This window comes from Azohydromonas lata (assembly GCF_034427735.1).
Lineage (GTDB): Bacteria > Pseudomonadota > Gammaproteobacteria > Burkholderiales > Burkholderiaceae_C > Azohydromonas > Azohydromonas lata.
The window spans coordinates 49361-70509 of sequence record NZ_JAXOJX010000041.1 but is presented as its reverse complement, the minus strand read 5'-3'; the positions used below and the strand labels follow the sequence as shown (position 1 = coordinate 70509).

Genomic DNA, 21149 nt, shown 5'->3' with positions numbered 1-21149 from the left:
GGCGCAACTTCTTGCGAGTGGTCGGCGAACAAAAGCGTCATGCAGTGCGGCGTAAGTCGCGTGTGCCACACCGGATCGCGCCGACCCTCCATCACAGCCATGCGCTCGGTGAGACCGGCCCGTACAAGGTCGGTATGCGCGCCCGAAACCGAGCGGTCGCTGTAGCCGGTGAGCACTTGCAGCGTCTCACTGGGCGTGGGATGGACGCTACCGGGCTGGCGCAGGTCGGCCGCTTCCACCAAGTGGCGAAGCACCTTGTACCCGCGAGGCGTGAGCCCGGGGATTGAGCGGGCGTTGAACAGGTCATCGAGCCGGCCCACGGCAGCTTCGATGGGGGTGAGCGAGCGGCTTCGGGTGCCGCTTTGGCTGGCGCAGACGCTGGCGCCTGCCCTTGCTGCGTGATGCAGTGGCATGGAATTGCAGGGACGAGTTCACCCGCGTGTTGCGGATTCCTTCGCTGTCCGTACACTCCTTGCCTACGACAGCTTGTGGAGTGCCCTTCAGCGAGGGACTACGCATCACGGAGAGAGCCCCGGGCCTGGAATCCCGGGGCTTTTCTCTTTCGGGGTCAGTCTTTCTGAGGTCCCGGTCCTTTCGTTATGAATGGCGCCCTCGGCTGCTGGAATTCAGCCAAGGGCCTTAGGTGGTCTAGATCGTGGCGCTGAGGATCAGCGCCGCTCTTCCAGGGCAGCCGCTGAGGCTTTACCGGACACGTATCCCTGGGCGTTGACGCTGCTGCATGCCGTGGCCCGCAGTCCTTGATTGCTCCTGAGCACGCTGCTGCGTTTGCTCGACGGCCTGGTCATGCTTCAAGTCATGCAGCGCAACCAGCTGCTTGATCTGCGGCGCAATCTGGCGGTGCACAGCTTCAGTCCCGAGCCTGCTTTTCTGCGCTAGATCGTTGAAGTCGGTGAACTGCTTCATCCGTTCGAGCGCATCCAGTTGCGCCGGTCGTAGCAGGTCACCTTCCATCAAGTCGCGGTCATCGGCGTGGGTGCCGGGCTTCACGCTGGCCAGCCACTCGGCCGCGCCAACGTGCGCACGGTAGGTCGCCGGCGTGACCGGCTTCAGACCGGGCGGATAAGTGATCTCGTCGGGTGCGAAGATCGGGAACACCGCTTTGCCGCCCACAGCCTTCGCCGCAGCCTCGGCTTTCTCGCGGCCCGGGTTGAAGCCTTGCGTCATCACCACCGTGCGGTCGTCGTCGCCAACGACCAGCATGGGCTTGGTCGGGAACATCTCCCGCAGCGCGCGCGCCACGGGTTCAAGGTTGCCCGAGTCGAAAGCGGCAACCACCGCGTGCCCCACGGTTTCCTTGATCGTTGCCATCGTGGCGTACCCCTCGCCCACGACGATCACGGGCACGCGCTTGAGCTCGTCCATGCCGCCGAGGACATGGAAGCAGCCGGTCTTGCGCGAGTCCTTGGCAAAGCGCTTCGTGCCCTCCGGGCCGATGTACTGCATCGTCCAGATGCGGCCGGTCTTGTCCTGCGCGGGTAAGAAAGTGGTCTGCCCGCTGGCATCGGTAAGCGCACCGCGCTGCGGCTTGACGCCCTTGGACTGCAAGTAGGGCGTGGGCTGGTTGTACGGAATTTGCCGAAGGCTGCCGGCCTGGTTGGTCACGCGTTGCGCGGTGGCGGCGTGCTTGGCTGCCTGCTCGGCCTCGCGGCGCTGCTGGTTGGCCTTGGCCTCAGCTTCCAGGCGGGCGCGGTCTTGTGGGTTGATCGTGTAGCCCTTGGCCCTCCAGCGTATCGACTGACCACTGCGGTTGTTGCTGATGTAGCCCGCGGGGACTTCGCCGTCTTCGTGTCCAACGTAGAAGCCAGCTCTCTCGCCTTTCTTGTCACCGGCAACCTGAAGGCGATGCGGCTTGCCGTCCATGATCGGGTGGTCCCCGGACACGATGCGGCCCATTTCGCGCAGCGCGTCGGCGAACTCGGCGCGCACGTCCTTCGCCGGCGGTATGTATGGCTCAACCGCCCTCGCAGCCTTGGCGGCCGGTGCAGGCCTGGCTGCTGGTGCTGGCGTGCTGGCCACCGCCTGCAGCGCGGCGTCGATGCGGTTGTTCTCCGCGGCGTGTAGCGCGATCACCTCGGCGGTTTCCTGCTGCTGGGACTGTGCGAGGGGCTTGTCGTACTGCATGAGGAAGGTGTGGATACGCTCGGCGTCGGCCGCCGCGCGGAACAGCTCAAGGGGATCTCTCGCAAGAAGATCGGCGAAGGCGTGAGCCCGGGCGTCGTTGCTTGGAGGCGGCGGCAAGCCCAGCGTGTCGGCCAGGAGCACGGTGGCGAACTCGGCGCGCAGTTCCTCGCGCACGCGGCCCTCGCTGCCGAACGGATGGCTCATGTCGCGGTCCAGCCGCGATTCGTGCCCTGTCCAGTGGGCCAGTTCGCGCAGGGCCATGGTGCAGAAGCGGTCCTCGCCGCCTATGGCCTCGGGTGTCGGTAGCTGGATCTTGTCGGCGCTGGCGCGATAGGCAGGCCGGTAGGCAGCGTGTTCCTTGACCGCAGCGCCGCTGAATTGCATGAGGCTGCGGGCGCGCTCAGTGCCGTCAAAGCGAGGTGCAGGCGCATGCTCCGGCAGCCCGTCCATCTGCTCGGCGTTGAAAACCACGGCCATGAAAGCCTGGGGCTTGTCCAACTGGACGGTTTCCTGCATCACGCGGCCGCTGGCGTCCCGCTGTGGGCGGCCTGTGGCATCGAGCATCGGGCGTTGCTCGGTGAACTTCCAGAACTGGACGTGCGTCCCCTTCTCTCCTTTGCGCACCTGGCCGCCGATTTCCTGCGCCTGGTCGTAGGTGAGCCAGCGCGGATCGTCGCGGCCCTGGGCCATCAGATGCACGGCGTTGGCGCCCTTGAAGCGTTGCCCGTTGAACGGGTTGAACGGCACCTGTGCGCCCTCTTCCTTCGGGAGCTGCCACGGCATCATGCCGGCCTGCAGCATGTCGATGACGCCTTCGGCAACGGCTTCTGGGTATGACTGCCGATCCATGGTCAAGCGCCCAGGTCCAGCGCGCTGGCCAGGGCATCGGCCTCGGACAGCGCGGTTTCCTCAAACGCCCCAGCCGCCTTCGCCTCGGCCGCAGTGAACGTCACTAACAGCCCCGGAATAAGCATGTCGGCAATCTTGTCGCGCGCCACATCGGCCGGCGTGGCGTGCACCAGGTCGGTTGGGTCGTCGTCGCCACCAAGCAGCGACAGCACGGGATCGTCGTGGGTCACAGAACACCTCCATTCATGGTGGCCTGCTCGGCGTAATCCACGCCGTGCAGCTCGCAAAAGCTGTACTCGTCCCAGGCGCGGCACCAGGCCACGGGAAAGCCGGTGACGGCAGCCATGAACTCGGCCGCGCGCTCCTGGGATATGGATGGAATACCTCCGGGGCCGGGTGGAAACAGCAGGTGCGCGAAGGTGCCCCTGTCCGCTTCGGCCTGCCTGTCGCTTTCCGCGTCGAAGGACGAGATGCCGGCAAAGCAGTAATACCGGTCGTGTGCTTCCTCCAGGGTGTTGCGCTGTGCGGGCGTCAGTGCGCCCAGGAGTTGGGTGGCTTCGGCGTAGTCCATCGAGGTCCTTTCAGAACGTGAGCACCGGGCGGATCACCGCCTGCACTTGGGAAACCGGCACGGGGCCGAAGTAGCGCGCGTCGAACGACTTTGGGTTGCCCTCGCCCATCAGCAACACCTCATGGTCCAACGTGGTGCTGGCGCTGACCGGATGCGGCAGCGGTCGCCCCATGCCGTCTTTCTCGATGCGGCGGCTTGCCGGCAGCGCGTACCCGTTGACGCGCACGGCGTCGGCGGCGAACTCGACCCGGTCGTGGTCGGCGGCCACGACCAACTTCATGAGGCCCTGGAACTGGCCAGGGCACGCGCCGCCGTCCAGGTAGCCCCGCGCGCGCGCCAGCACGAACGGCTCGGTCGGCGGTGGGCAGACGAACACGTAAGCGCCGGGGCGCACTGGCTCGCCGGTAGAGATGTAGAGCCCGCGCGGGATGCTGGCGGTGCTGTTCCAGCGCAGGCCCAGGACATGCACGACAAGCGCGCCCAGCACCAGCAGCACGCCCAGCACGCCTACAACCAGTCCCAGACGGTGTGCGGCGCGGCTCATGCTGCCACCAGCAAATCACTGTGCGTAGGTGCAGGCACCGACGCACGCGCGAGAAACACCTCGTCCTTGAAGTACAGGATCTGTCTGCCGTAGATCGCTGGACGGCCCGCGACGTAAACGACCATGTCGCCCGGTTCCAGGATGCGGTCGTCAGCGTCCTTGACCGGCGCCGGCATACGCATCGCCTCATCGGCCGTGAGCAGCGGACGGCCGATTTCCTGCATCGTGCGCGACACCTGGCCTTGCATGAACGCAGTGCGTTTGCCGCTGACTGTCACCGCCTCTTTGACCACCGTGGTCTGCCCGGTGCAGCGCGAGAGGTATTCCGCCGTCTCGACCCGGTTCGGCGGGAACGCGCCTTGGACGTGGCAGTTGGAGGTGATCGTCTCGTGGTCGCCGTAGCCCTGCGTGGGATGGCGCAACTGCTGCGTGTCCTGCACGACGATGAACGCCTTGATGCCGTAGCCAGCCATCCACGACAACGCGTCCTCGAAGCCAGGCAGCTTGCCGTAGGACGGGAACTCGTCCAGCAGCATGAGCAGCTTGTGCTTGTACTTTGGCGCCGGGCGACCGCCTTCAAACGCGATCTTGTCGCACAGCAACCTGATGGCCATCGTGAGGAACAGCCGCATGAGGGGCTTGATGCGGTCTTTGTCGTTCGGCTGCGTGGTCAGGTAAAGCGTGATCGCGTCTTCGTGGTGCATCAAATCCTTGATGCGGAAATGCGAGTCGCCCACGTTGCGCGCGACGATGGGGTCGCGGTAGAGCATCAGGTAGGACTTCATGGACGACAGCACCGAGCCGGCTTCCTCTTCGTGCCGGTCAATCTGATCGCGCGCGGCAGAGCCGACCACGGGATGCACCTGTTCCCCGTCATGCTTGTACGTGGTCATTTCCGGCCACAGGTTGCCGGTCGCACGCGTTGGGTCGGAAACCATCTGGTCGATCAGCGCAAGCGACGCACGAGGTCCATGCCCGTTTCTGTGCTTGTAGAGCGCGTGGAGGATGAGCCCCTGCAACAGAGCGAAGCTGGTCTTTTGCCAGTGGGTCACCATTCCCGTGCCGTCCGGGTCCACCAGCAGCAGCGCGATGTTTTGCACGTCACCGACTTCGTACTCGGTGCCGAGCCGCACCTCGTCCAACGGATTCCAGTGCACGCTGTCCAGCGCCGCCGGCTCGAACTTGAGCACGCGCTGTTTGGCAAAGTGCTTGCGCCAGCCAGCAGTGGCCGCGTGCAATTCGGCCTTCAGGTCCGACACGATCATGCTCATGAGGTTGGACAGCAGCGTCATGAGCACCGGGCCAACGCCCTTGCCGGAGCGCGTAGGCGCATAGAACAAGATGTGCTCAGGGCCGGTGTGGCGCAGGTAGCGCAGCACGCCTTGCTTGTCGATCCAGCCGCCCACGTAGCAGGCCATGGCCGCTGGCGGAGGCAGCTTCTTGAGCTTTTCCAACCATGTGTCCTGGGTACGCGGCAGCAGCCCGGCCGCCTTGATGTCGGTTTCTTCGGCCCAGCGCGCGGAGCCATGCATGTACTGGTTTGCCACTGGCGAGTTGCGCCGAATCATTTGCGTCATCAACGTGACGCCCATGCCCGTGGCCGCAACCAGGGTGCCGACGCTGCCCGCGTTGAGCAGTTCGTTGGGGTAGTGGTCATGCCACTTCCAGGCCCAACCCAGGATTGACCAAGGCAGGTAGACATGGCCCACGTTGAGCCCCAGGCTGGCGTGGTACTCGAAGGTATGCGCGAATTGCTGAGTCGCTGCCACAAGGCCCGCAACCATCGAGCCGCAAGCCAGTGCCGGCACAAGCTTGCCGCTGCGGCTGCGCTTCTGCTGCTGCCGGATCTGCGGGCCGACCGCGTTGTTCATGCTCGTGCTGGTCATCTGCTGAGTCCTCGTCCGGTGCCCGTGCTGATCGTGGCGTTGGCATTGACCTTGGCCGGCGTACCCAGCCCGGTGCGGGCAAGGCGCTGCGCGGTGGTCGCGTCGATGGGCATCACGAGCACTTCGTCGCCGCGCTTCAACAGCGCCAGCAGTTGCCCATCTACGGTGCGGGTGCCGGCGTAGGTCAGCGGACCTGCCCCGGCGGTGTATCGGGTGTGCCTGGGCACATCCAGGCCGCGCGCACGCTTGCTTTCGCGCTCGGCGATGTACTTGTCGGCTGCGGTGTAGGCGGCCGGCGAAAAGATCGCGCCGGGGATGCTCCAGCCCGCGGTAGCGGCTGGCGCTGGCGCTGCTGGGCTGGCCGGTGTGCGGGTTACGGGCCCGCGCTGGCCGGGATCGACCGCCGACAGCGGGCGAAGTCGGACAGCAGCGCCGGGCGGCGGCTTGGTGCCAACCTTCGCCACGCGCGGCTTCTCAACGGTTGCCCGTTGCGCCTGAGGTGCTGCCTGGGGACGCACACGGGCTTGCGGCGGTGGGGTCTTGTCCAGCGGCGGCCGCCGCGCGGGCTTGGCCTGGACGGCGCCGCGTGCGCGGGCAACCGGCGGGGGCGGCTGGCTTACGCCTCGTCCTCGTCCTCCGCTCCCTCTGCTTCCTCCTGGCCGATGAATTGACCGTCGCACAGCGTCAGCGCGTTGGGTTCCTTCGTGCTCCACACCACCACGAACATCACCCGGCAGTAGTTCTTGACCTCCTTGTCGTTGGCGAACCACACCGAGTTCGGACAGGTTTCGCAGACGGTCGGAGGCGCGGGGCGGCGGCTCGGCGCCAGCGCGGCGAGCGTCGGGCTTGGGCTGGACGGCGCGGCGGGCATGGCCAGACGCTGGGTTTGCAGGTCGCTGCCGGTGTAGCCCTCCATCGCGCGGTCCAGCAGCGCGTCGTCCGGGCTCGGGTTGCGGGTAGCCATTTGGGTACTCCTTCTGCATCAGGACCTGGCGGTGTCGCTCAAGGCCGGGGTCGGTGAACGTGATAGGCAGACCTAAGTCCACGGCAGCGCGCACGACAGCCGCCTTGAACTGGATGGACCCGGTGACGGTGATCCGGTCGCCGTACTGCTGGCGGGCCAAGCGCAGCGCGGCGCGCACCGCTTCCTTGTCGGCTTCCCGGGACACCTGCAGTCGCTGGCCGTCATCGCGCACGGCACTAGAGCCGGTGCGATAGACCACGGTGCCGGCCTTGGTGACGGTGTCGATGTCCGGCGCCGCACCAACACCGGTTGCTTGGCCAGCGGCGCGAATGGTGGCGCCGTGCAAGTTCTCGGCTTCGGAGCGCGCGCGCAGTGCGGCGAGTGCTTCAGCGTCGCCCTTGGTGGCTTGCGACTTCAGCCAGTCGGCCCAGGCCCTGCGCCCGTGGGCTGCCACGATGCGCTGGCGCTGCCGGCCGTAGTCCTCGTGGATCTCGCGCAGCTTGTTCTTGAGGTTGCGGCTGGCCTGCGCGTAAAGCAGCCGCTTGTCGATGCCGCGGCCATCCACCACGCGCAGCGTTGCCGCGTGCAGCCGGTAGACACGGTGGGCGTTCTCAACGGCCAAATCCTTCGACCGCTTGGCAGCAGCCAGCTCGGCCACGCGCGTCTCGTAGGCGCTGTCGCGCTCGCGTTGGTAGCGCGCAAACAGCTCCGTGGTGTCCACGCGCGTGCGCTTGGGTCGGTACGCATAAGTCTTGCGCGGGTGGCCCGTGTGGCTGGCGCTGGAGGCCTGGAATCGTCCAAGCCGTTCTTCCAGCGACTGCTTGGACAGGCCACGGTCCACCGTGCTGGCACGCACGCGCGTACCGTCGTCGGCTTCGATGGACAGGCCTGCGCCGCGTTCGTGTATGCGCAGCCCGTGCGCCGCGAGCACTTCGTGCATCTCGGCCCAGGAACCGACGCGCTGCATGTCTGCTAAGCACTCGCGGCGTACCCAGCTCATCAAGCTTTCGATGCCGGCGTGCTGTTCCATGTCGGCCGCCCTGCCCTCCGCCGTGCTGCGGCGCGGCGTGTGGTTGTCGGCCTTCAGCCCGAACTCGCGCTCCAGCTTCGCGCACACCCTCGCCAACGTCCGGTAGGACTGGAAAGGTTCTTTGAACGTCAGCCGACGCGGGTGGATCTTGTTGATGGCAAGGTGGATGTGAAGGTTGTCGGTGTCGTGGTGGACCACGCTCACGCGCTGGTGCTCGCCCAACCCCAGGGCATCACAGATGCGCTGCTCGATGGCTTGCAGTTGCTCAGGCGTGGGCTGTTCGCCGGCCTGGAAGCTCACCAGCAGGTGGTAGGTGCGGTCGCCCTTCGCACGCGTGTTGAGCTGCTGCGTGGCGAGCATTTCGGCCACTGCCGCGTCCAGCGTGGCAGACGCGCAGTTGGTGATGCGAATGTCGCCAACGCGCTCGTGCAGGCCTTGGTCATCCGACAGGTAGCTCACGAGGTCCGCCATGCTGCTGCGCGACGGGCTGCGCATTGCAACGTGTTTGGCAATCACGGGTGCGGCTGGCGATCAAAGGTTTGACAGGCCAACCACCGCCCAGCAGCCGAGATAGGCTGCAACGATGATGAGCGCGTGCTTTCGTTGACCGGCTTTCCAGCGCAGGCCAGCGGCAAAGCCGGTGCATGCGCCGGCAATCCAACCTAACATCACCCCGGGACCAAGGTTCGAGATGCCGAGTGCGGGGATCACGATCACGGCAACGATGTAAAAGCCGTGCTTTTGGACGAAGACAGCACACCGCTGAATGAACTGCTTGACGGTGCTCATACGAAGCGGTCAAAGCAAGGTCGGCAGTGTTAAGCCGCTTAACACCATCACGATCCCGCCAATGGCGGCACTGCCAGCTACACCGGCCACTGCCAGGCGCAGCACAGCGCTTTCCAACTTACAGAACAGCAGCACTGCGAGAACCATCGCGGCCAGGATCAGGCTCATGGACACAGGCCCAAGAACCGAAGTCAGCGGACCGAATGCGGCACAGACGCGCATGAAGGCCCCTTAGACCGCAGCCCAAGCCACGATCAACGCTGCTACGAGCGAGAGCACCGCAGCGACCATGTTGAAGATTGCGACCTTGCGGGTGTCGCCAATGTCTTTGCGCATCTGCGCAACGGTGGCGTCTACGAGGGCTTTCAGCGCGCCGACTGCCTCTCCCGCGCCGTCCTCTGCGGTCTTTTTGATGCCGTCCTTGCTCGCATCCAGCAGTGCAACCACCGCTTTAGTCGCACGGACCTGCGCGTCCTGGTCAACGCGCTGCACCGTCGATTCAATCTCAGACTTGAACTTCTCCAACTGGTCGTGCTGTGCGGCTTCGCCATCCCGCTGCAGCCGCTCAAAAATCGTAAGCAGCATGAGGATCGGATCGTCGCGGCCCACGGCAACGCCGTGGCGAACCGCGATCTCTTTGATCATCATTTCGACGCGTTCAGGCGCACCCATCACAACACCGCTGCGCCGTCGAGTTGTTCAAACAACTTGCGCCGCACTGCCGTCAGACGCTGCTTTGCCATCAACTGCACGCCCTCCGCTGCGATAGCTTCGTCAAACGTCAGACGCGCTTGCAGCATCTGAGAGAAGTCGTGCCCGTGCAGTTCGGGTTTGAAGAAGGGCATTTGGATCAGTGCGGTGACCCGGCCCCGGTTGTCCCGATAAGCCTTCATCTGCTCAAAGCCGCGGCCCTCGTGCTCAATGGGTCCGAAGTACGGATTGAGCCAAACCACGAAAAGCGCCTCGGCTGGGAATTGCGTTGCAAGCTGCGCGAAGCCCGACACGGTGTCCATGAGGGCCTGACCCCCGGTAATGACGGTGTGAATCACCAGCTCGTGCCCCATGTCTTTGAGCATGCTCGGCACCTCGTTCGATATAAGGTAGTGCGCGAGCGGAACGAACGACGACGCCCCGTTGTCGATAATCACGTCCGCCGTCGATCCAGCGGCGAGTTCCACCATCGCGTCGAACTTGCGAGGGTTGATCTCGTCGCCTTCCATGATTTCGACGCGGTGGACGTTGAGCGCCTTGTAGCCGGCAAACGTCGCGTTGACCGGGTCCGTGCAGATGCAGGTCGGCTCGCCGCCCTTGGTCTTGATGTACTGCGCCAGCACGGAAGCAATGGCTGATTTGCCAACGCCGCCTTTACCCTGAAGCACGGTGTGAATCTTGGTCATCAGAGGATGTCCTTCGGGTCTTTAGCCGGCCGGTATGTGAAACCAGGCACAGAGGTATCCGTGCGGCGCGGCTCGGGTTGCGAACCATGGGAGCCTTTTGCGGACCCCCCGGCTTTTGGCGTCGCGGCGTCCGTGATGTGCGCTTTGACGTGGGTAAGAAAAGTCTCGTACCGGCAAGTCAACCGGCCGGTTTCCTTCATGTGCTGCCAAATCGTCTTGAGCGGAAAGCGCGCGCCGATGGCATCACGCACGTCCTCTTTCACGGCCAGAAAAGCGACCAGGCTGCGGTCCCGGCGTGGCCTGGGTTGCGCGCTCTGGTTGACCCAGGACGTCAGCTCATTCACGTACGTGCGGGCTGGTGGCTTCGTCATGCCTGCCTCAGCGTTGCCCACGCACTTCGCCCAGGTTGGTGCTGCCGCGGCCTGCTCGAATCGTTGCCGCTGCAGTTCTGCGCGCCGAAACACTGTTCTTGCACTGCTGTTGCGCTGCAACTCTGGGGTGCATCCGTCATGGTTTCCCTTCTACCGCTGCGTTCGGCATATCGTAGACCTGCGATTGCGATATTGGGAAACCAACAGGTGATAAATCGTATTCTGCGCGCTAGACTGCCGTGGAGTCATCCAGCCCGTAGGGCTGGACAGGATGGGCGAAGTAGGCCCACCGGCGTAGCCGGTGCCCCTACTTCGCTCCCCTTATTCGCGCTGGGGGCGCTCAACGGGCATCCTGCTCTGCGAGGCTGGCCGGCGACCGCCGGTAGAAGCAGCAAATAGGTATGGACAGCAGAAGGACCGTGACCCGTAAGGGCAGCCCGCCGATCAAGGTGTACTGCCTACCGGAAGAGCGAGCGCGCATAGAAGCGAATGCCAAGCAGGCGCGACTGAGCGTGGCGCGCTACTTACGTGAAGTAGGTCAGGGGTATAAGTTGGACAGCCGCCTGGACCTGGAATCGGTGCGAGAGCTAGCGAAGGTCAACGGCGACCTTGGGCGGCTCGGCGGTCTGTTGAAGTTATGGCTCGTGAAAGACGCGCGCACGGCCAGCTTCAGTGAGGCAACCATTGCTAGGCTGTTGGAACGCATAGAGGTCCAGCAGCAGGAGTTGGGGCGCTTGATGGGAGCCATCGTCAGGCCCCGTGCAGCCCAGGCACCCAGCCCACACGGGCCGGGTGTTAAGCCGCTTAACACTTAACGGCGTTTCTTTCTGGGAGCAGGGGAGGGCGCTGTGTTTCGTATTTGAAAGGCGGCGCGCCCTTCGGCACTGTAGGTAATGGTGCCGTCAACGCCAAAGGATGGCGTTTCCGCGAACTTCGCAAGCTCGTGCGAAACAAGCCCGGCTTGGGTCTGCTGGTAGACCAGACCGTCTTCCAGCATCAACAGCACGCCGTCCGTAGGTGCAATCCGGTCAGCGGGGCGTGCATCGAATAGGTCATACAAGCCTGGGGCAAGCCCGTTTGCTTTCTCTACCCGCTCGTTGACCCATTCACTTTCTTGCTCGGCCTGTAGCACCCGATGGCCGTTCATCACGATAAGGCGCTTTCTCATGATTGCGCCGCCTCGTCTACAGCCAGCAAGCGGACGCTGGCGAGGTCAACTTCCGTCTGCTGGCCATCGTCATCAAAGCAAACCCAGGCACGGCCAACAACCGACGGTCGGCGTGCAATCACCAGCACGGCCTGCCTGTTATCAATCACGACGCGAACCACTGGCTTGTGCAGGTTGTCGCTGCTTTGAACTAAAGCTTGTTTTGCCGCGGGCGCAGGTTGCCGTGCCGCTTTCGTAGGCGCAGACGCATCGCTGGTGGCTACTGACGTCGGCTCCACGTTAGCGCTAGGTGCTGGCGCCGTTGCTGGTGGCGGCGCAACCTCTTCATCCGGTTTGACTTCGTTTGTTTGGCACGGCGTCACGACAGGCACTGCCTTACCTGCGCCGCGGTCCATATAGGCGCGCAGAGCTTTGACCGTGCCGCGCGTGATTTCTTGGTCTGGGATGGAGAGCCAGGCACTCACTGCTTTGGCATTTGTCTTGTACGCGCGCACCAGCTCGTTGGCGACGGTCACATCGCTGACCCGGCCGCTGTTGAATGCCTTGGCTATCGGGTCGGGCAGATCAAGCAGGGTGACATGCAACGTCACGAACGCGCGCGACTTTCCCAGCTTGCGTGCAACGTCAGCTTGCGAGTCGCCGGCGGCAAGTCGGCTGCCGATCCAATCAGCCAATTCACGCGCCGTCAGATCTACGCGCTGCAGGTTCTCGATGATCTGGTCTTCGGTGGCAAAGTCGTTGTCGATGAACGCCTTCACGGTAGACAGGCCAGCCAGTCCACATGCCCGCCAGCGGCGCTCGCCGTGGTTGATGAAGTAGCGGCCGGGAGCTTTAGGATTGGCACGTACAGAAATGGGCGATTTCTGACCACGCACCTTGATCGAGTCCGCGAGCTCGCCGAGGCTCTCGGCGCTGTAGCCCGGATTGCCATCGCGGCGTGGTTGGGCTGGGTCCGGATCAATGAGATCGCGCGAGATCTCCAGCGGGGTGCCGGCAGGCGCTGCAGATGCAGGGGAGGGCTTGGTGAGCAGGGTTGATAGGTTGCCAAGCTTGCCAAAGCCCCCGGTCGGCTTGGTCGCGGCAGATGCCGCCTTGCTGGTCATTGCGTGATCTCCATCTTCTCGAAAACGTAGTCGGCGAACTGGCGCACCTCTTTGATTGCGTCGCGCGCAGCGGTCTTTTGTATGCGCCACACGGGCACGCCAGCTTCCAGCGCATCTCCAATGCTGTCGCGCAAGCCAACTTTCACCGGCATCACCAGCTCTGGGTAGGACTCACGTAGCGAGGCCAAGTTGGCTTGGTGCCGTGGCTTACGAGCTTCCACCTTGTTAGGAAGCATCCCCAGGAACTGCAGGTGCGGATTCCGCTCCAGCAGGTTGTTCATCACTGCGAACATCTTTCCCATGCCGCGCACGCTGTACGCCTCCATTTCAATAGGCGAGAGCATGTAGTTGGCGGACATGATGGCGGCAGTCATTCGGACGCCCAGTGCCGGCGGCGTGTCGATGAAGGCGACATCAAAATATTCGCCAAGGACGGCCATGGACGCCTTGAGCGCATCGCAAGCCTGGTCAGCAGTCAGCGGTTGCTCGATGTCGATCAGCGCGGGGTCCGCGTGGATCAACGTCAGGCCGGAGTTGTCGCGGGCGGAGAAGTGGGCTCGAACCGCGTCGGCCGAGTCGGTGAATAGCCGCGAGGCGGCGTAGCCGCTGTCGTGGGCTTCCAAAGTGAAACTGGCGTCCCCTTGGGCATCCAGGTCCACGACCGCAACTCGCAGCTTGCGCTTCTCGGTGAAGTCTTGCGCCAGGTGACAGGTGGCGAAGGTCTTGCCTTGGCCTCCCTTCTGGATCGCGATGACGATGGTTTTCATGGCTTGTTGGCCCTCTCTCGTTTCTGCATGGCTTGCTTCTCCCACTTCTTGACGATCTCGACTTGGTGAGCGGGCAGGCTGACGGTGACGCGTTGCAGTCCACCAGGTAGAACACGCTGAGCCGCCCGCCACACGCGTGTCACGGCCTGGGACACGGCGCCTTTCGTAATCCCAAGCTCGGCCACGAACTCCTGCTGTGAGCGCCCATGCACCAGCACCCCTTTGGCGATCTGTCGTGTGCGCTCGCCGGCGTCCAGGCTCTGAACCGCAAGTTCGAACTCATGGAGCGTGAGTCGTCTTCGTCCTGCCATCTGGTTTAGCTAAACAAATCATTCAGGCGAAAAAAAACCGAGCGCGGCATCTCGGGCTCGGCTTGCGCTTCAGCGCAGCGTGTAGGGGTCAGTTGTGGCGACTTTATAGGATAGGACGGCCAGTGCGACGAACGCCAGGACGAAGCCTGCAGCTCCAAAAACCAAGCCTGCAACGACGCAGACGAAGCCCAGCACGAAGCGAAGCCACGGCCAGCACGCAAGGAACATGACCCATCCAAGGGGCGCTTGCGTCTTGACGTCGTCAGAGCGGTTCACTGCATCGTCCCTTCGTGCCTGCTGACACAACCTTGAGACCTTTAAGATCTCGCCCGCTGTAAATATCCACGGCAGCAGTTCCAACAGGCTAAATCCCGGGGAGGGGAGTTTAGCTTGACTTGCCGGCTGGATGTTTAGCAGCTTAACAACGAGGCCTGTCGTCTTGGTCCACTACATCATCTTCTTCACAAACGTACTGCGGCTATTAGAGGAACAAGGACTGACAAAACACGAACTCTCAGCGAGAGCAGACGTGTCGCTTTCCTTTGTGTCAGACATAACAAGAGGTACGGGGAACCCTTCCATCAAGGTGATGGAGAAGATCGCAGCAGCGTTGGAAACACCGTTGCCATTCCTATTGGAATGCACCGATATGCCGAGAGACGCTCTCGACCGCCTGGCCGGAACCAAGTTCTTCAGTAGCGTTCCTGACGGCTACCAGCGCGTGTCGGCCGTGGTCTCGGACTACCACGCCTTCCTTGTTAGTGTTTACGCCGAGCAAGCTCAGGAGCAGCTGCAACGCTAAAGCAGCGCAGTTCCAACACACTTCGTTTCTACCGATTTAGCGAAATAGTTGTGTTGCAAAAGCGTCCGTTATAACGTATCTCCCGCGCCGCTTTCAGCGGCGATGGAAGTGCATTACCGATGGACCAAGAAGTTGTCAGTGTCGAAAGCCGCGCCAAGCAGAAGCTGGAGCGCGACATGGGTCCCGAGCTGCTGAGGGCCCTGAACGATCCGCTGACCAATGAGCTGATGCTCAACCCCGACGGGACGCTGTGGCTTGAACGCCAGGGCGAGCCCATGCGCCAAATCGGCACAATGGCCGCGCACAGGGCGCAGGCGATCTTGGAGATAGTCGCCGGCATCTACCGCAAAGAAGTCACCAAGGGCACGCCGCTGCTCGAATGCGAGTGGCCTTTGGGCAATGCTCGCTTCGCTGGTCAGCTCCCGCCCATCGTGCCGCGGCCTTCCTTTCAAATCCGCCGGCATACGGTGGTGGTGATCCCGCTAGAGGACTACGTCGCCAAGGGGATCATGACCCAGGCCCAGTTCGACGTGATCGTTGAAGCGGTCCGCCGGCGCCGGAACATCCTCATCTCTGGCGGCACCGGCTCTGGCAAGACGACGTTGGCAAACGCCATCCTTGGCAAGCGCGTGCTCATCTTCCCCGGGGACCGCCTGATCATCATCGAGGACACGGGCGAGATTCGGTGCACGGCGAAGAACTACGCGCAGTGGCACACCACGTCCACCACCAGCCTGCGCGACCTCATCAAGCATGCGCTGCGCGCGCGCCCCGACAGCATCATCGTGGGCGAGACCCGCGGGGCTGACGCGCTGGATCTCTGCATGGCCTGGAACACCGGCCATGAAGGCGGCATGGCCACGATCCATGCGAACAACCAATTTGCCGCTTTGAGCCGCTTGAAGCTGCTCATCAGCATGCACCCCGAGTCCCCGAGGCCGATAGAGCCTGTGATCGCCGAAGCGGTCCATCTCATCGTGCAGATCGCCAAGACACCGGAGGGTCGCCGCGTCCAGGGAATCCTGGAGGTCTCCGGTTTCAGGGACGGCGACTACATCACCAAGTCCCTCTAGTTCTCCTCGCTTTTCTCCACCCTCAAGGAGCTGTCATGGCCTCCAATGCCCTCGCTCGCCCATTTTTTTCCAAAGCCGCCCTCATCAGCATGGGTGTCCTGCTCCTGCTGGGTGGGCTGTTGTTGATGCCTCAACATGCGCACGCCGCCGTAGGCGCCGGCGGCAACCTGCCATGGGAAGACCCATTTACCCAACTCCGGGCGTCCGTTACTGGGCCCGTGGCTTTCACGGTGTCCATCGTCGGCCTGATCGTTGCCTTCTCCATCCTCATATTCGGCGGTGAGCTGAACGCGTTCTTTCGCACATTCATCCTGATCGTGCTCGTGGTGTCAGTGCTGGTGGCTGCGCAAAACGTGATGGCCAACTACTTCGGCCGCGGCGCGGAAATCGCGCTGATCGACGCCACCGCTACGGGCGCAGAGGGCTGAAGCAATGGCTCTGCGCAAGATACCAATCAGGCGTGCCGGCAACCGGCACAACCTCTTCATGGGCGGCGACCGTGAATTGGTGATGTTTGCCGGGGCGCTGGCAGCGTCCTTGATCTTCACTGCGCAGACCTGGCTTGCCACGGGCTACGGCCTGGTTATGTGGTTTACGGCGCTGTGGTCGCTTCGAGAGATGGCGAAGAAGGACCCGCTCATGCGGAAGGTCTACATCCGTCATCTCCGCTACAGCCAGGACGTCTATCCCGCTCGCTCGACGCCGTTCCACAAGAACACGCGTCTGCAAAGGAAGCTCTACAGATGATTGCCGTTGAAACTACAGCCATTGCGACCGCGTGCGCGGGCGCGGTGATGGTGGCAGCGCTGGTAGGCCGCATGCGAGCCGCCGACGCCGAAATGCGCCTCAAGCGCCACCGGTCCAAGGATGCAGGCCTACCCGAGCTGCTGAACTACGCCGCCGAGATTGAGGACGGGATCATTGTCAACAAGGACGGCTCGTTCATGGCGTCCTGGCTTTATCGCTGTGCGGACCAAGACAGCGCCACCGAGGCCGAGCGCGAGGCCATGTCTTTCCGCATCAACCAGGCGCTGGCGCCCCTCACCAGCGGCTGGGCCATGAGCGTTGACGCCGTGCGACGCGAGGCCACGGACTACCCGCCGCGCGATGCCTCGCATTTCCCTGACCCTGTGTCGGGCGCCATCGATGAGGAAAGGCGTCGGGATTTCACAAAGCCAGGCTCGACCTACGAGGGGTATTTCGTCGTCACGTTCACCTGGCTTGCCCCGCTACTAGCGCAGCGCAAATTCACTGAGTTGATGTTTGACGACGAAAGCGTCAAGCCAGACAGGACCACGCAAACATACCTGCTCATTGACCAATTCAAGTCGCGCATTGCAGCTATCGAAAACCGGCTTTCTTCGGCTTTCAAGCTGACGCGGCTGCGCGGTCAGGCGATGCAAGACGAGTTCAACGTGAACTACACGCAAGACGATCTGCTTTCTTGGCTCCAGTACTGCATCACAGGCATTCATCAGCCCATTCGCCTGCCCAACAACCCCGCGTACTTGGACAGCGTGATCGGTGGCCAGGACTTCGTGCCGGGCAGCATTCCCAAGATCGGCCGCAAGTTCATCCAGTGCGTCTCCATCGACGGATTCCCTCTGGATAGTTATCCGGGAATGCTGCAGGCGCTGTCCACCCTGCCTGTCGAGTACCGCTGGAGCAGCCGCTTCATCTTTCTCGACCAACACCAAGCCCGCAGCTATATGGACGCCTTCCGCAAGCGGTGGAAGCAGAAGATCCGCGGCATCTTCGATCAGATGTTCAACACCAACTTTGGCGGTGTGAACCAGGACGCGGTGACGATGACGGCCGATGCTGAGGCGGCCATCGCCGAGATTGATAGCGGCCTAGTCGCGGAAGGCTTCTACACGAGCGTCGTCGTGCTGATGGACGAAAGCCGTGAAAAGCTCAAGGTTGCGGCCGATCTTGTTGAGAAGCGTATCCAGGGCTTGGGGTTCACCGCGCGCATCGAAGAAATCAACAACATGGAGGCGTTCTTCGGAAGTCTGCCGGCGCACTGCGTACAGAACGTGCGCCGTCCGATGGTCAACACGATGAACCTGGCTGACATGCTGCCTACGTCGAGCATCTGGACTGGCAGCGCGCATGCGCCGTGCCCCCTGTACCCGAAGAAGTCGCCGGCCCTCATGCAGTGCATCACCAAGGGCCGCACGCCGTTCCGCTTCAACGTGCATGTGCGCCAGCTCGGTCACACGCTGGTCTTTGGCCCGACCCGGGTTGGAAAATCCACGCTCTTGGGATTGTTGATCGCGCAATTCTTGCGCTACCACGGAATGCGGATTTTCGTGTTCGAAGCCGGCATGAGTGCGTATGCGCTCACGAAGGCGGTGGGAGGCATGCACTACGTCGTCGGTGGCGAGACCGACAAGCTGCAGTTTGCACCGCTGCAGTACTTGGAGACTCGTGGTGACCTGGCCTGGGCCATGCGGTGGATCGACCACATCCTGGCCCTCAACGGCGTGAACACCACGCCAGACCAGCGCAACAAGATTGGGACCGCTCTTGTGAGCATGCACAACAGCGGCTCCAAGAACGTCTCCGAATTCGTGTCGCTGATCCAGGACGAAAAGGTCCGTGAGGCCATGGAGCAGTACACCGTGGACGGCTCTATGGGCTATCTCGTGGACGCCCCATCGGACAACCTGCAGTTCTCCCGTGTCAATACGTTTGAGCTGGGCGAAATCATGGAAATGGGCGAGAAGTACGCCCTGCCGCCAATGCTCTATTTGTTCCGTCGCCTTGAACGGAGCCTCGACGGCAAGCCCACGGTGGTGTTCATCGACGAGGCGTGGCTCATGCTCACGCACCCGGTGTTCAAGGAGTGGATTCGCAAGTGGCTCAAGACCTTGGCGAAGCTCAACTGCACGGTGATCCTTTCGACGCAGAACCTCAGCGATGCGTCCACGTCAGGGATCTTCGACGTGCTTGTGGAATCGACGGCAACGAAAATTCTTCTGCCCAACCCCAACGCCCACCAACCCGAGGCCAAAGACCTGTACCAACGCGTCGGCCTCAACTCACGCCAGATCGCCATCTTGGCGGAGGCTGCAGCGAACCAGGATTACTACGCAATCTCCGAGCAGGGAAACAGGCTTTTCCAGCTCGACTTGGGACCGCTCACGCTGGCCTTCGTGGGCGCCACTGACAGGGATTCCATCGCAACCATCCAGCAACTGGAGGCTCGTCTTGGCGATGCCTGGGTTCATGAATGGCTCGCACGCCGCGGGCTCAAGCTGGACGACTATCTGGAGGCAGCATGAGCGCCACAACCATGAAGGCCCGCGCCAGCGTGGCGCTGAGCCGCTTCAAGTATCTGTTCATCAAGCGGCCTGATACCGAGACAGCAAATCCGTACCTCAACGCTGCGAGGACGTGGAATTTGCATGTCGGCAGCGTGATCTTCAGCCGCTTCATGTGGCAGATGATGGCGCTGCTGGCCATGCTGATTGCCCTGGCCGCGGTCGGCGGCGTCGTCAAGATCGGCAGCATGAGCAAGTTCACGCCGTTCGTCTACGGCGTGGACCGCAACAGCCAACCCTATGCCCTCGGTGCAGCCGACGCTGTTGCTCAAGGCAGCGATCTTGTGATCCAGGCCGAGGTGCGGCGATTCTTCGAGGACATGCGGCTTGTTACGCCTGACGCTGCCGTGCAGCGCAAGGCGGTGGACCGCGTCTATTCCAAGATGACCGGCAGCGATGCCATCACCGCCAAGGTGAACGCCTGGTTCCAGGCAAACCAACCTTTCCAGCGCGCTCAAGACTTCGTCGTGAGTACCGAGGACTTCTCGGTCCTGCGCTTGAGCAAGGAAACGCTGCAGATCGACTGGACAGAAGTCACCTATGACCGAAAGGGCGTACCCACCGGCCCCAAGGTCAAGTACCGCGCCAGCGCCACCTACTACGTCGTTGAACCGACCCTAGAAACGAAGCGGGAGGAAATGGAGCTCAACCCGGCGCGCATCTTTATCCGCGACGCCAACTGGACCGAAATTAAGTGAGCGGGGCCACCATGAAACAGCATCTGATTGCCGCGGCCTGCGTCGCACTGTTAGCTGCGCCGCTGCTTGCGCGCTCCGACGAACTGGCCGACAAGTACTTCGCCGGCCGCCCGAACCCAAAGCTCACGAAGCAGGAAAGGGACGCCCTGGCCATCACAAAGCGCTGGTCTGCCAACTCTGCAACCGGCTTGGCACCCGTGCCCGGTCCCAACGGCGTGATCGTGTTTTCCTTCGGCACGCAGCAAGCCAACCTCGTGTGTGCTGTGCTCGACGGCTGCGACGTTGCGCTGGAGCCCGGTGAGCTGCTGCAGGACCTCAAGCTACTCGACAAGGAGCGGTGGCACGTCGATCCGGCTGTCATGGGCACCGGCGCCAACATGACGGTGCACTTGGTGCTCAAGCCCATGGACGTCGGCCTGCGGACCTCGCTGTTCGTCTACACCGACCGCCGCATGTATCACATCGTCCTGCGCTCGCACCGCAGCGACAACATGCCGCTGGTGGCATTTACGTACCCGGAGGACGCCCGCAACAAGCTGGCCGCCGTGCAGGCCCAGCAGCGAGCCGCGCAGCAGCAGCGCCAAGAGCGGACCATCCCTGCAACCGGCGAGAGCCTGGACGAGCTGTCCTTCGACTACGACATCAAGGGTCCGAAGCACCTCAAGCCGGCGCGCGTCTACAACAACGGCCGCAAGACCGTGGTGGAGATGCCGCCGGACATGCAAAACGGCGAGCTGCTGTCGCTGCTAGTGCTGCGTGAGGGTGGCGGCGTATTTTCGGATGACAAGCTGGAGAGGCTGACAACGCGGTTTGTGAATGGCCGGTACACGGTTGATGGTGTATTCGACAAAGCCATCCTCGTGGCCGGTGTTGGCAGCGATCAGGAGCGCGTGGAAATCACCCGGAGGGCCAAGTAATGACGCCCCGCAACATCCTGGCTGCCGCGGCGCTTTCGCTGGCGCTGGCCGGCTGCGCCACCACCAAAACCACTGACCTGCCGCACGGCGGCTTTCTGCCGGCGCGCATCGACCCGCAGCCGCTGGTGAACGACGCCGTACGTCAACTGTCCTTGCTTTACCCGCCTGCAAAGACTCGGCTGCTGCTGCTGCAGGACGCCCCCGACGCCTTCGGCCAAGCCCTGTTGAAAACACTGCGCAGCAGCGGCTACGCGGTGCAAGAGAAGGACGCCAAGGGCACGCCGAGCGAGGCCCAGCCGCTGCGATACATCGCAGACCAGGCCACGGGCCTGAATCTGTACCGCGTGGTGGTGGCTGTCGGCAGTCAGTCGCTGGCACGCGCATACACCGAAAGCAACGGCACGCTGGTCCCGGCAGGTGCTTGGGTGCGCAAGGAGTAAG

At 63.0% G+C, this 21149-nt stretch carries 26 protein-coding genes; 9 read left to right on the top strand and 17 right to left on the bottom strand.

Features of this window, described 5'->3' with window-relative positions:
* The 12 genes from SM757_RS22290 to SM757_RS22235 all read right to left on the bottom strand — a co-directional run.
* Window positions 1-413, bottom strand: a 413-nt coding sequence (locus tag SM757_RS22290; protein WP_322467092.1) for a hypothetical protein, incomplete at its 3' end; no start/stop codon positions are given.
* A 289-nt stretch (window positions 414-702) separates the two neighbouring features.
* On the bottom strand, window positions 703-2991 hold the full coding sequence (locus SM757_RS22285; protein WP_322467097.1) for a zincin-like metallopeptidase domain-containing protein: 2289 nt from the start codon (window positions 2989-2991) through the stop codon (window positions 703-705).
* 2 nt (window positions 2992-2993) lie between these two features.
* Window positions 2994-3221 carry a hypothetical protein gene (locus SM757_RS22280; protein WP_322467091.1) on the bottom strand — a complete coding sequence of 76 codons (228 nt, stop codon included), beginning with the start codon at window positions 3219-3221 and terminating at the stop codon, window positions 2994-2996.
* The gene (locus tag SM757_RS22275) at window positions 3218-3562 is read right to left on the bottom strand and encodes a hypothetical protein (RefSeq protein ID WP_322467090.1); all 345 of its coding nucleotides are present in this window, start codon (window positions 3560-3562) and stop codon (window positions 3218-3220) included. Before SM757_RS22275 ends, SM757_RS22280 begins: the two co-directional genes overlap by 4 nt.
* A gap of 10 nt (window positions 3563-3572) precedes the next feature.
* Window positions 3573-4106, bottom strand: a complete 534-nt coding sequence (traF, locus tag SM757_RS22270; RefSeq protein ID WP_322467089.1) for a conjugative transfer signal peptidase TraF — start codon at window positions 4104-4106, stop codon at window positions 3573-3575.
* A complete protein-coding gene (locus SM757_RS22265) occupies window positions 4103-5992 on the bottom strand; it encodes a type IV secretory system conjugative DNA transfer family protein (protein WP_322467088.1) in 1890 nt (629 codons plus the stop codon). The genes traF and SM757_RS22265 overlap by 4 nt, the downstream gene beginning before the upstream one ends.
* Entirely contained in the window at window positions 5989-8502 is a 2514-nt protein-coding gene (traI, locus tag SM757_RS22260) for a TraI/MobA(P) family conjugative relaxase (RefSeq protein WP_322467087.1), read from the bottom strand. The genes SM757_RS22265 and traI overlap by 4 nt, the downstream gene beginning before the upstream one ends.
* A 15-nt stretch (window positions 8503-8517) precedes the next feature.
* Window positions 8518-8775 carry a hypothetical protein gene (locus SM757_RS22255; protein ID WP_322467086.1) on the bottom strand — a complete coding sequence of 86 codons (258 nt, stop codon included), beginning with the start codon at window positions 8773-8775 and terminating at the stop codon, window positions 8518-8520.
* A gap of 9 nt (window positions 8776-8784) precedes the next feature.
* Complete coding sequence (locus SM757_RS22250; RefSeq protein WP_322467085.1) at window positions 8785-8943, bottom strand: hypothetical protein; 159 nt, start codon at window positions 8941-8943, stop codon at window positions 8785-8787.
* Between the two features lie 63 nt (window positions 8944-9006).
* Complete coding sequence (locus tag SM757_RS22245; RefSeq protein WP_322467084.1) at window positions 9007-9423, bottom strand: conjugal transfer protein TraM; 417 nt, start codon at window positions 9421-9423, stop codon at window positions 9007-9009.
* Between the two features lie 23 nt (window positions 9424-9446).
* Window positions 9447-10172, bottom strand: a complete 726-nt coding sequence (locus SM757_RS22240; RefSeq protein WP_322467083.1) for a P-loop NTPase family protein — start codon at window positions 10170-10172, stop codon at window positions 9447-9449.
* Window positions 10172-10663: a TraK family protein gene (locus tag SM757_RS22235; protein WP_322467082.1), complete on the bottom strand. Its 492-nt coding sequence runs from the start codon at window positions 10661-10663 to the stop codon at window positions 10172-10174. Before SM757_RS22235 ends, SM757_RS22240 begins: the two co-directional genes overlap by 1 nt.
* A gap of 281 nt (window positions 10664-10944) precedes the next feature.
* Here SM757_RS22235 and traJ point away from each other — a divergent pair, with 281 nt between their 5' ends.
* A complete protein-coding gene (gene traJ, locus SM757_RS22230; protein ID WP_322467081.1) occupies window positions 10945-11358 on the top strand; it encodes a conjugal transfer transcriptional regulator TraJ in 414 nt (137 codons plus the stop codon).
* Here the strand turns inward: traJ and SM757_RS22225 are convergent.
* From SM757_RS22225 to SM757_RS22205, 5 genes are all read right to left on the bottom strand, one after another.
* Window positions 11355-11711: a KfrB domain-containing protein gene (locus tag SM757_RS22225; RefSeq protein ID WP_322467080.1), complete on the bottom strand. Its 357-nt coding sequence runs from the start codon at window positions 11709-11711 to the stop codon at window positions 11355-11357. The genes traJ and SM757_RS22225 overlap by 4 nt on opposite strands.
* The gene (locus tag SM757_RS22220) at window positions 11708-12814 is read right to left on the bottom strand and encodes a ParB/RepB/Spo0J family partition protein (RefSeq protein WP_322467079.1); all 1107 of its coding nucleotides are present in this window, start codon (window positions 12812-12814) and stop codon (window positions 11708-11710) included. The genes SM757_RS22225 and SM757_RS22220 overlap by 4 nt, the downstream gene beginning before the upstream one ends.
* Complete coding sequence (locus SM757_RS22215; RefSeq protein WP_322467078.1) at window positions 12811-13581, bottom strand: ParA family protein; 771 nt, start codon at window positions 13579-13581, stop codon at window positions 12811-12813. Before SM757_RS22215 ends, SM757_RS22220 begins: the two co-directional genes overlap by 4 nt.
* Window positions 13578-13892: a TrfB-related DNA-binding protein gene (locus SM757_RS22210; RefSeq protein WP_322467077.1), complete on the bottom strand. Its 315-nt coding sequence runs from the start codon at window positions 13890-13892 to the stop codon at window positions 13578-13580. The genes SM757_RS22215 and SM757_RS22210 overlap by 4 nt, the downstream gene beginning before the upstream one ends.
* A 69-nt stretch (window positions 13893-13961) precedes the next feature.
* On the bottom strand, window positions 13962-14252 hold the full coding sequence (locus SM757_RS22205; protein WP_322467076.1) for a hypothetical protein: 291 nt from the start codon (window positions 14250-14252) through the stop codon (window positions 13962-13964).
* 79 nt (window positions 14253-14331) lie between these two features.
* On the opposite strand from SM757_RS22205, the gene SM757_RS22200 reads away from it, so the two are divergent.
* The 8 genes from SM757_RS22200 (at window position 14332) to SM757_RS22165 (ending at window position 21148) form a co-directional block, all read left to right on the top strand.
* Complete coding sequence (locus SM757_RS22200; protein ID WP_322467075.1) at window positions 14332-14694, top strand: helix-turn-helix domain-containing protein; 363 nt, start codon at window positions 14332-14334, stop codon at window positions 14692-14694.
* Between the two features lie 119 nt (window positions 14695-14813).
* Window positions 14814-15767 (top strand): P-type conjugative transfer ATPase TrbB, encoded by a 954-nt coding sequence (gene trbB, locus SM757_RS22195; RefSeq protein WP_322467074.1) that lies wholly within the window; start codon window positions 14814-14816, stop codon window positions 15765-15767.
* A gap of 35 nt (window positions 15768-15802) precedes the next feature.
* The gene (locus tag SM757_RS22190; protein WP_322467073.1) at window positions 15803-16195 is read left to right on the top strand and encodes a TrbC/VirB2 family protein; all 393 of its coding nucleotides are present in this window, start codon (window positions 15803-15805) and stop codon (window positions 16193-16195) included.
* Between the two features lie 4 nt (window positions 16196-16199).
* The gene (locus tag SM757_RS22185) at window positions 16200-16514 is read left to right on the top strand and encodes a conjugal transfer protein TrbD (RefSeq protein WP_322467072.1); all 315 of its coding nucleotides are present in this window, start codon (window positions 16200-16202) and stop codon (window positions 16512-16514) included.
* Window positions 16511-19054 carry a VirB4 family type IV secretion/conjugal transfer ATPase gene (locus tag SM757_RS22180; RefSeq protein WP_322467071.1) on the top strand — a complete coding sequence of 848 codons (2544 nt, stop codon included), beginning with the start codon at window positions 16511-16513 and terminating at the stop codon, window positions 19052-19054. Before SM757_RS22185 ends, SM757_RS22180 begins: the two co-directional genes overlap by 4 nt.
* Window positions 19051-19791 (top strand): VirB8/TrbF family protein, encoded by a 741-nt coding sequence (locus tag SM757_RS22175; protein WP_322467070.1) that lies wholly within the window; start codon window positions 19051-19053, stop codon window positions 19789-19791. Before SM757_RS22180 ends, SM757_RS22175 begins: the two co-directional genes overlap by 4 nt.
* Before the next feature lie 11 nt (window positions 19792-19802).
* Complete coding sequence (gene trbG, locus SM757_RS22170; RefSeq protein WP_322467069.1) at window positions 19803-20708, top strand: P-type conjugative transfer protein TrbG; 906 nt, start codon at window positions 19803-19805, stop codon at window positions 20706-20708.
* Window positions 20708-21148 (top strand): conjugal transfer protein TrbH, encoded by a 441-nt coding sequence (locus tag SM757_RS22165; RefSeq protein ID WP_322467068.1) that lies wholly within the window; start codon window positions 20708-20710, stop codon window positions 21146-21148. Before trbG ends, SM757_RS22165 begins: the two co-directional genes overlap by 1 nt.
* Window position 21149 lies beyond the last annotated feature (1 nt).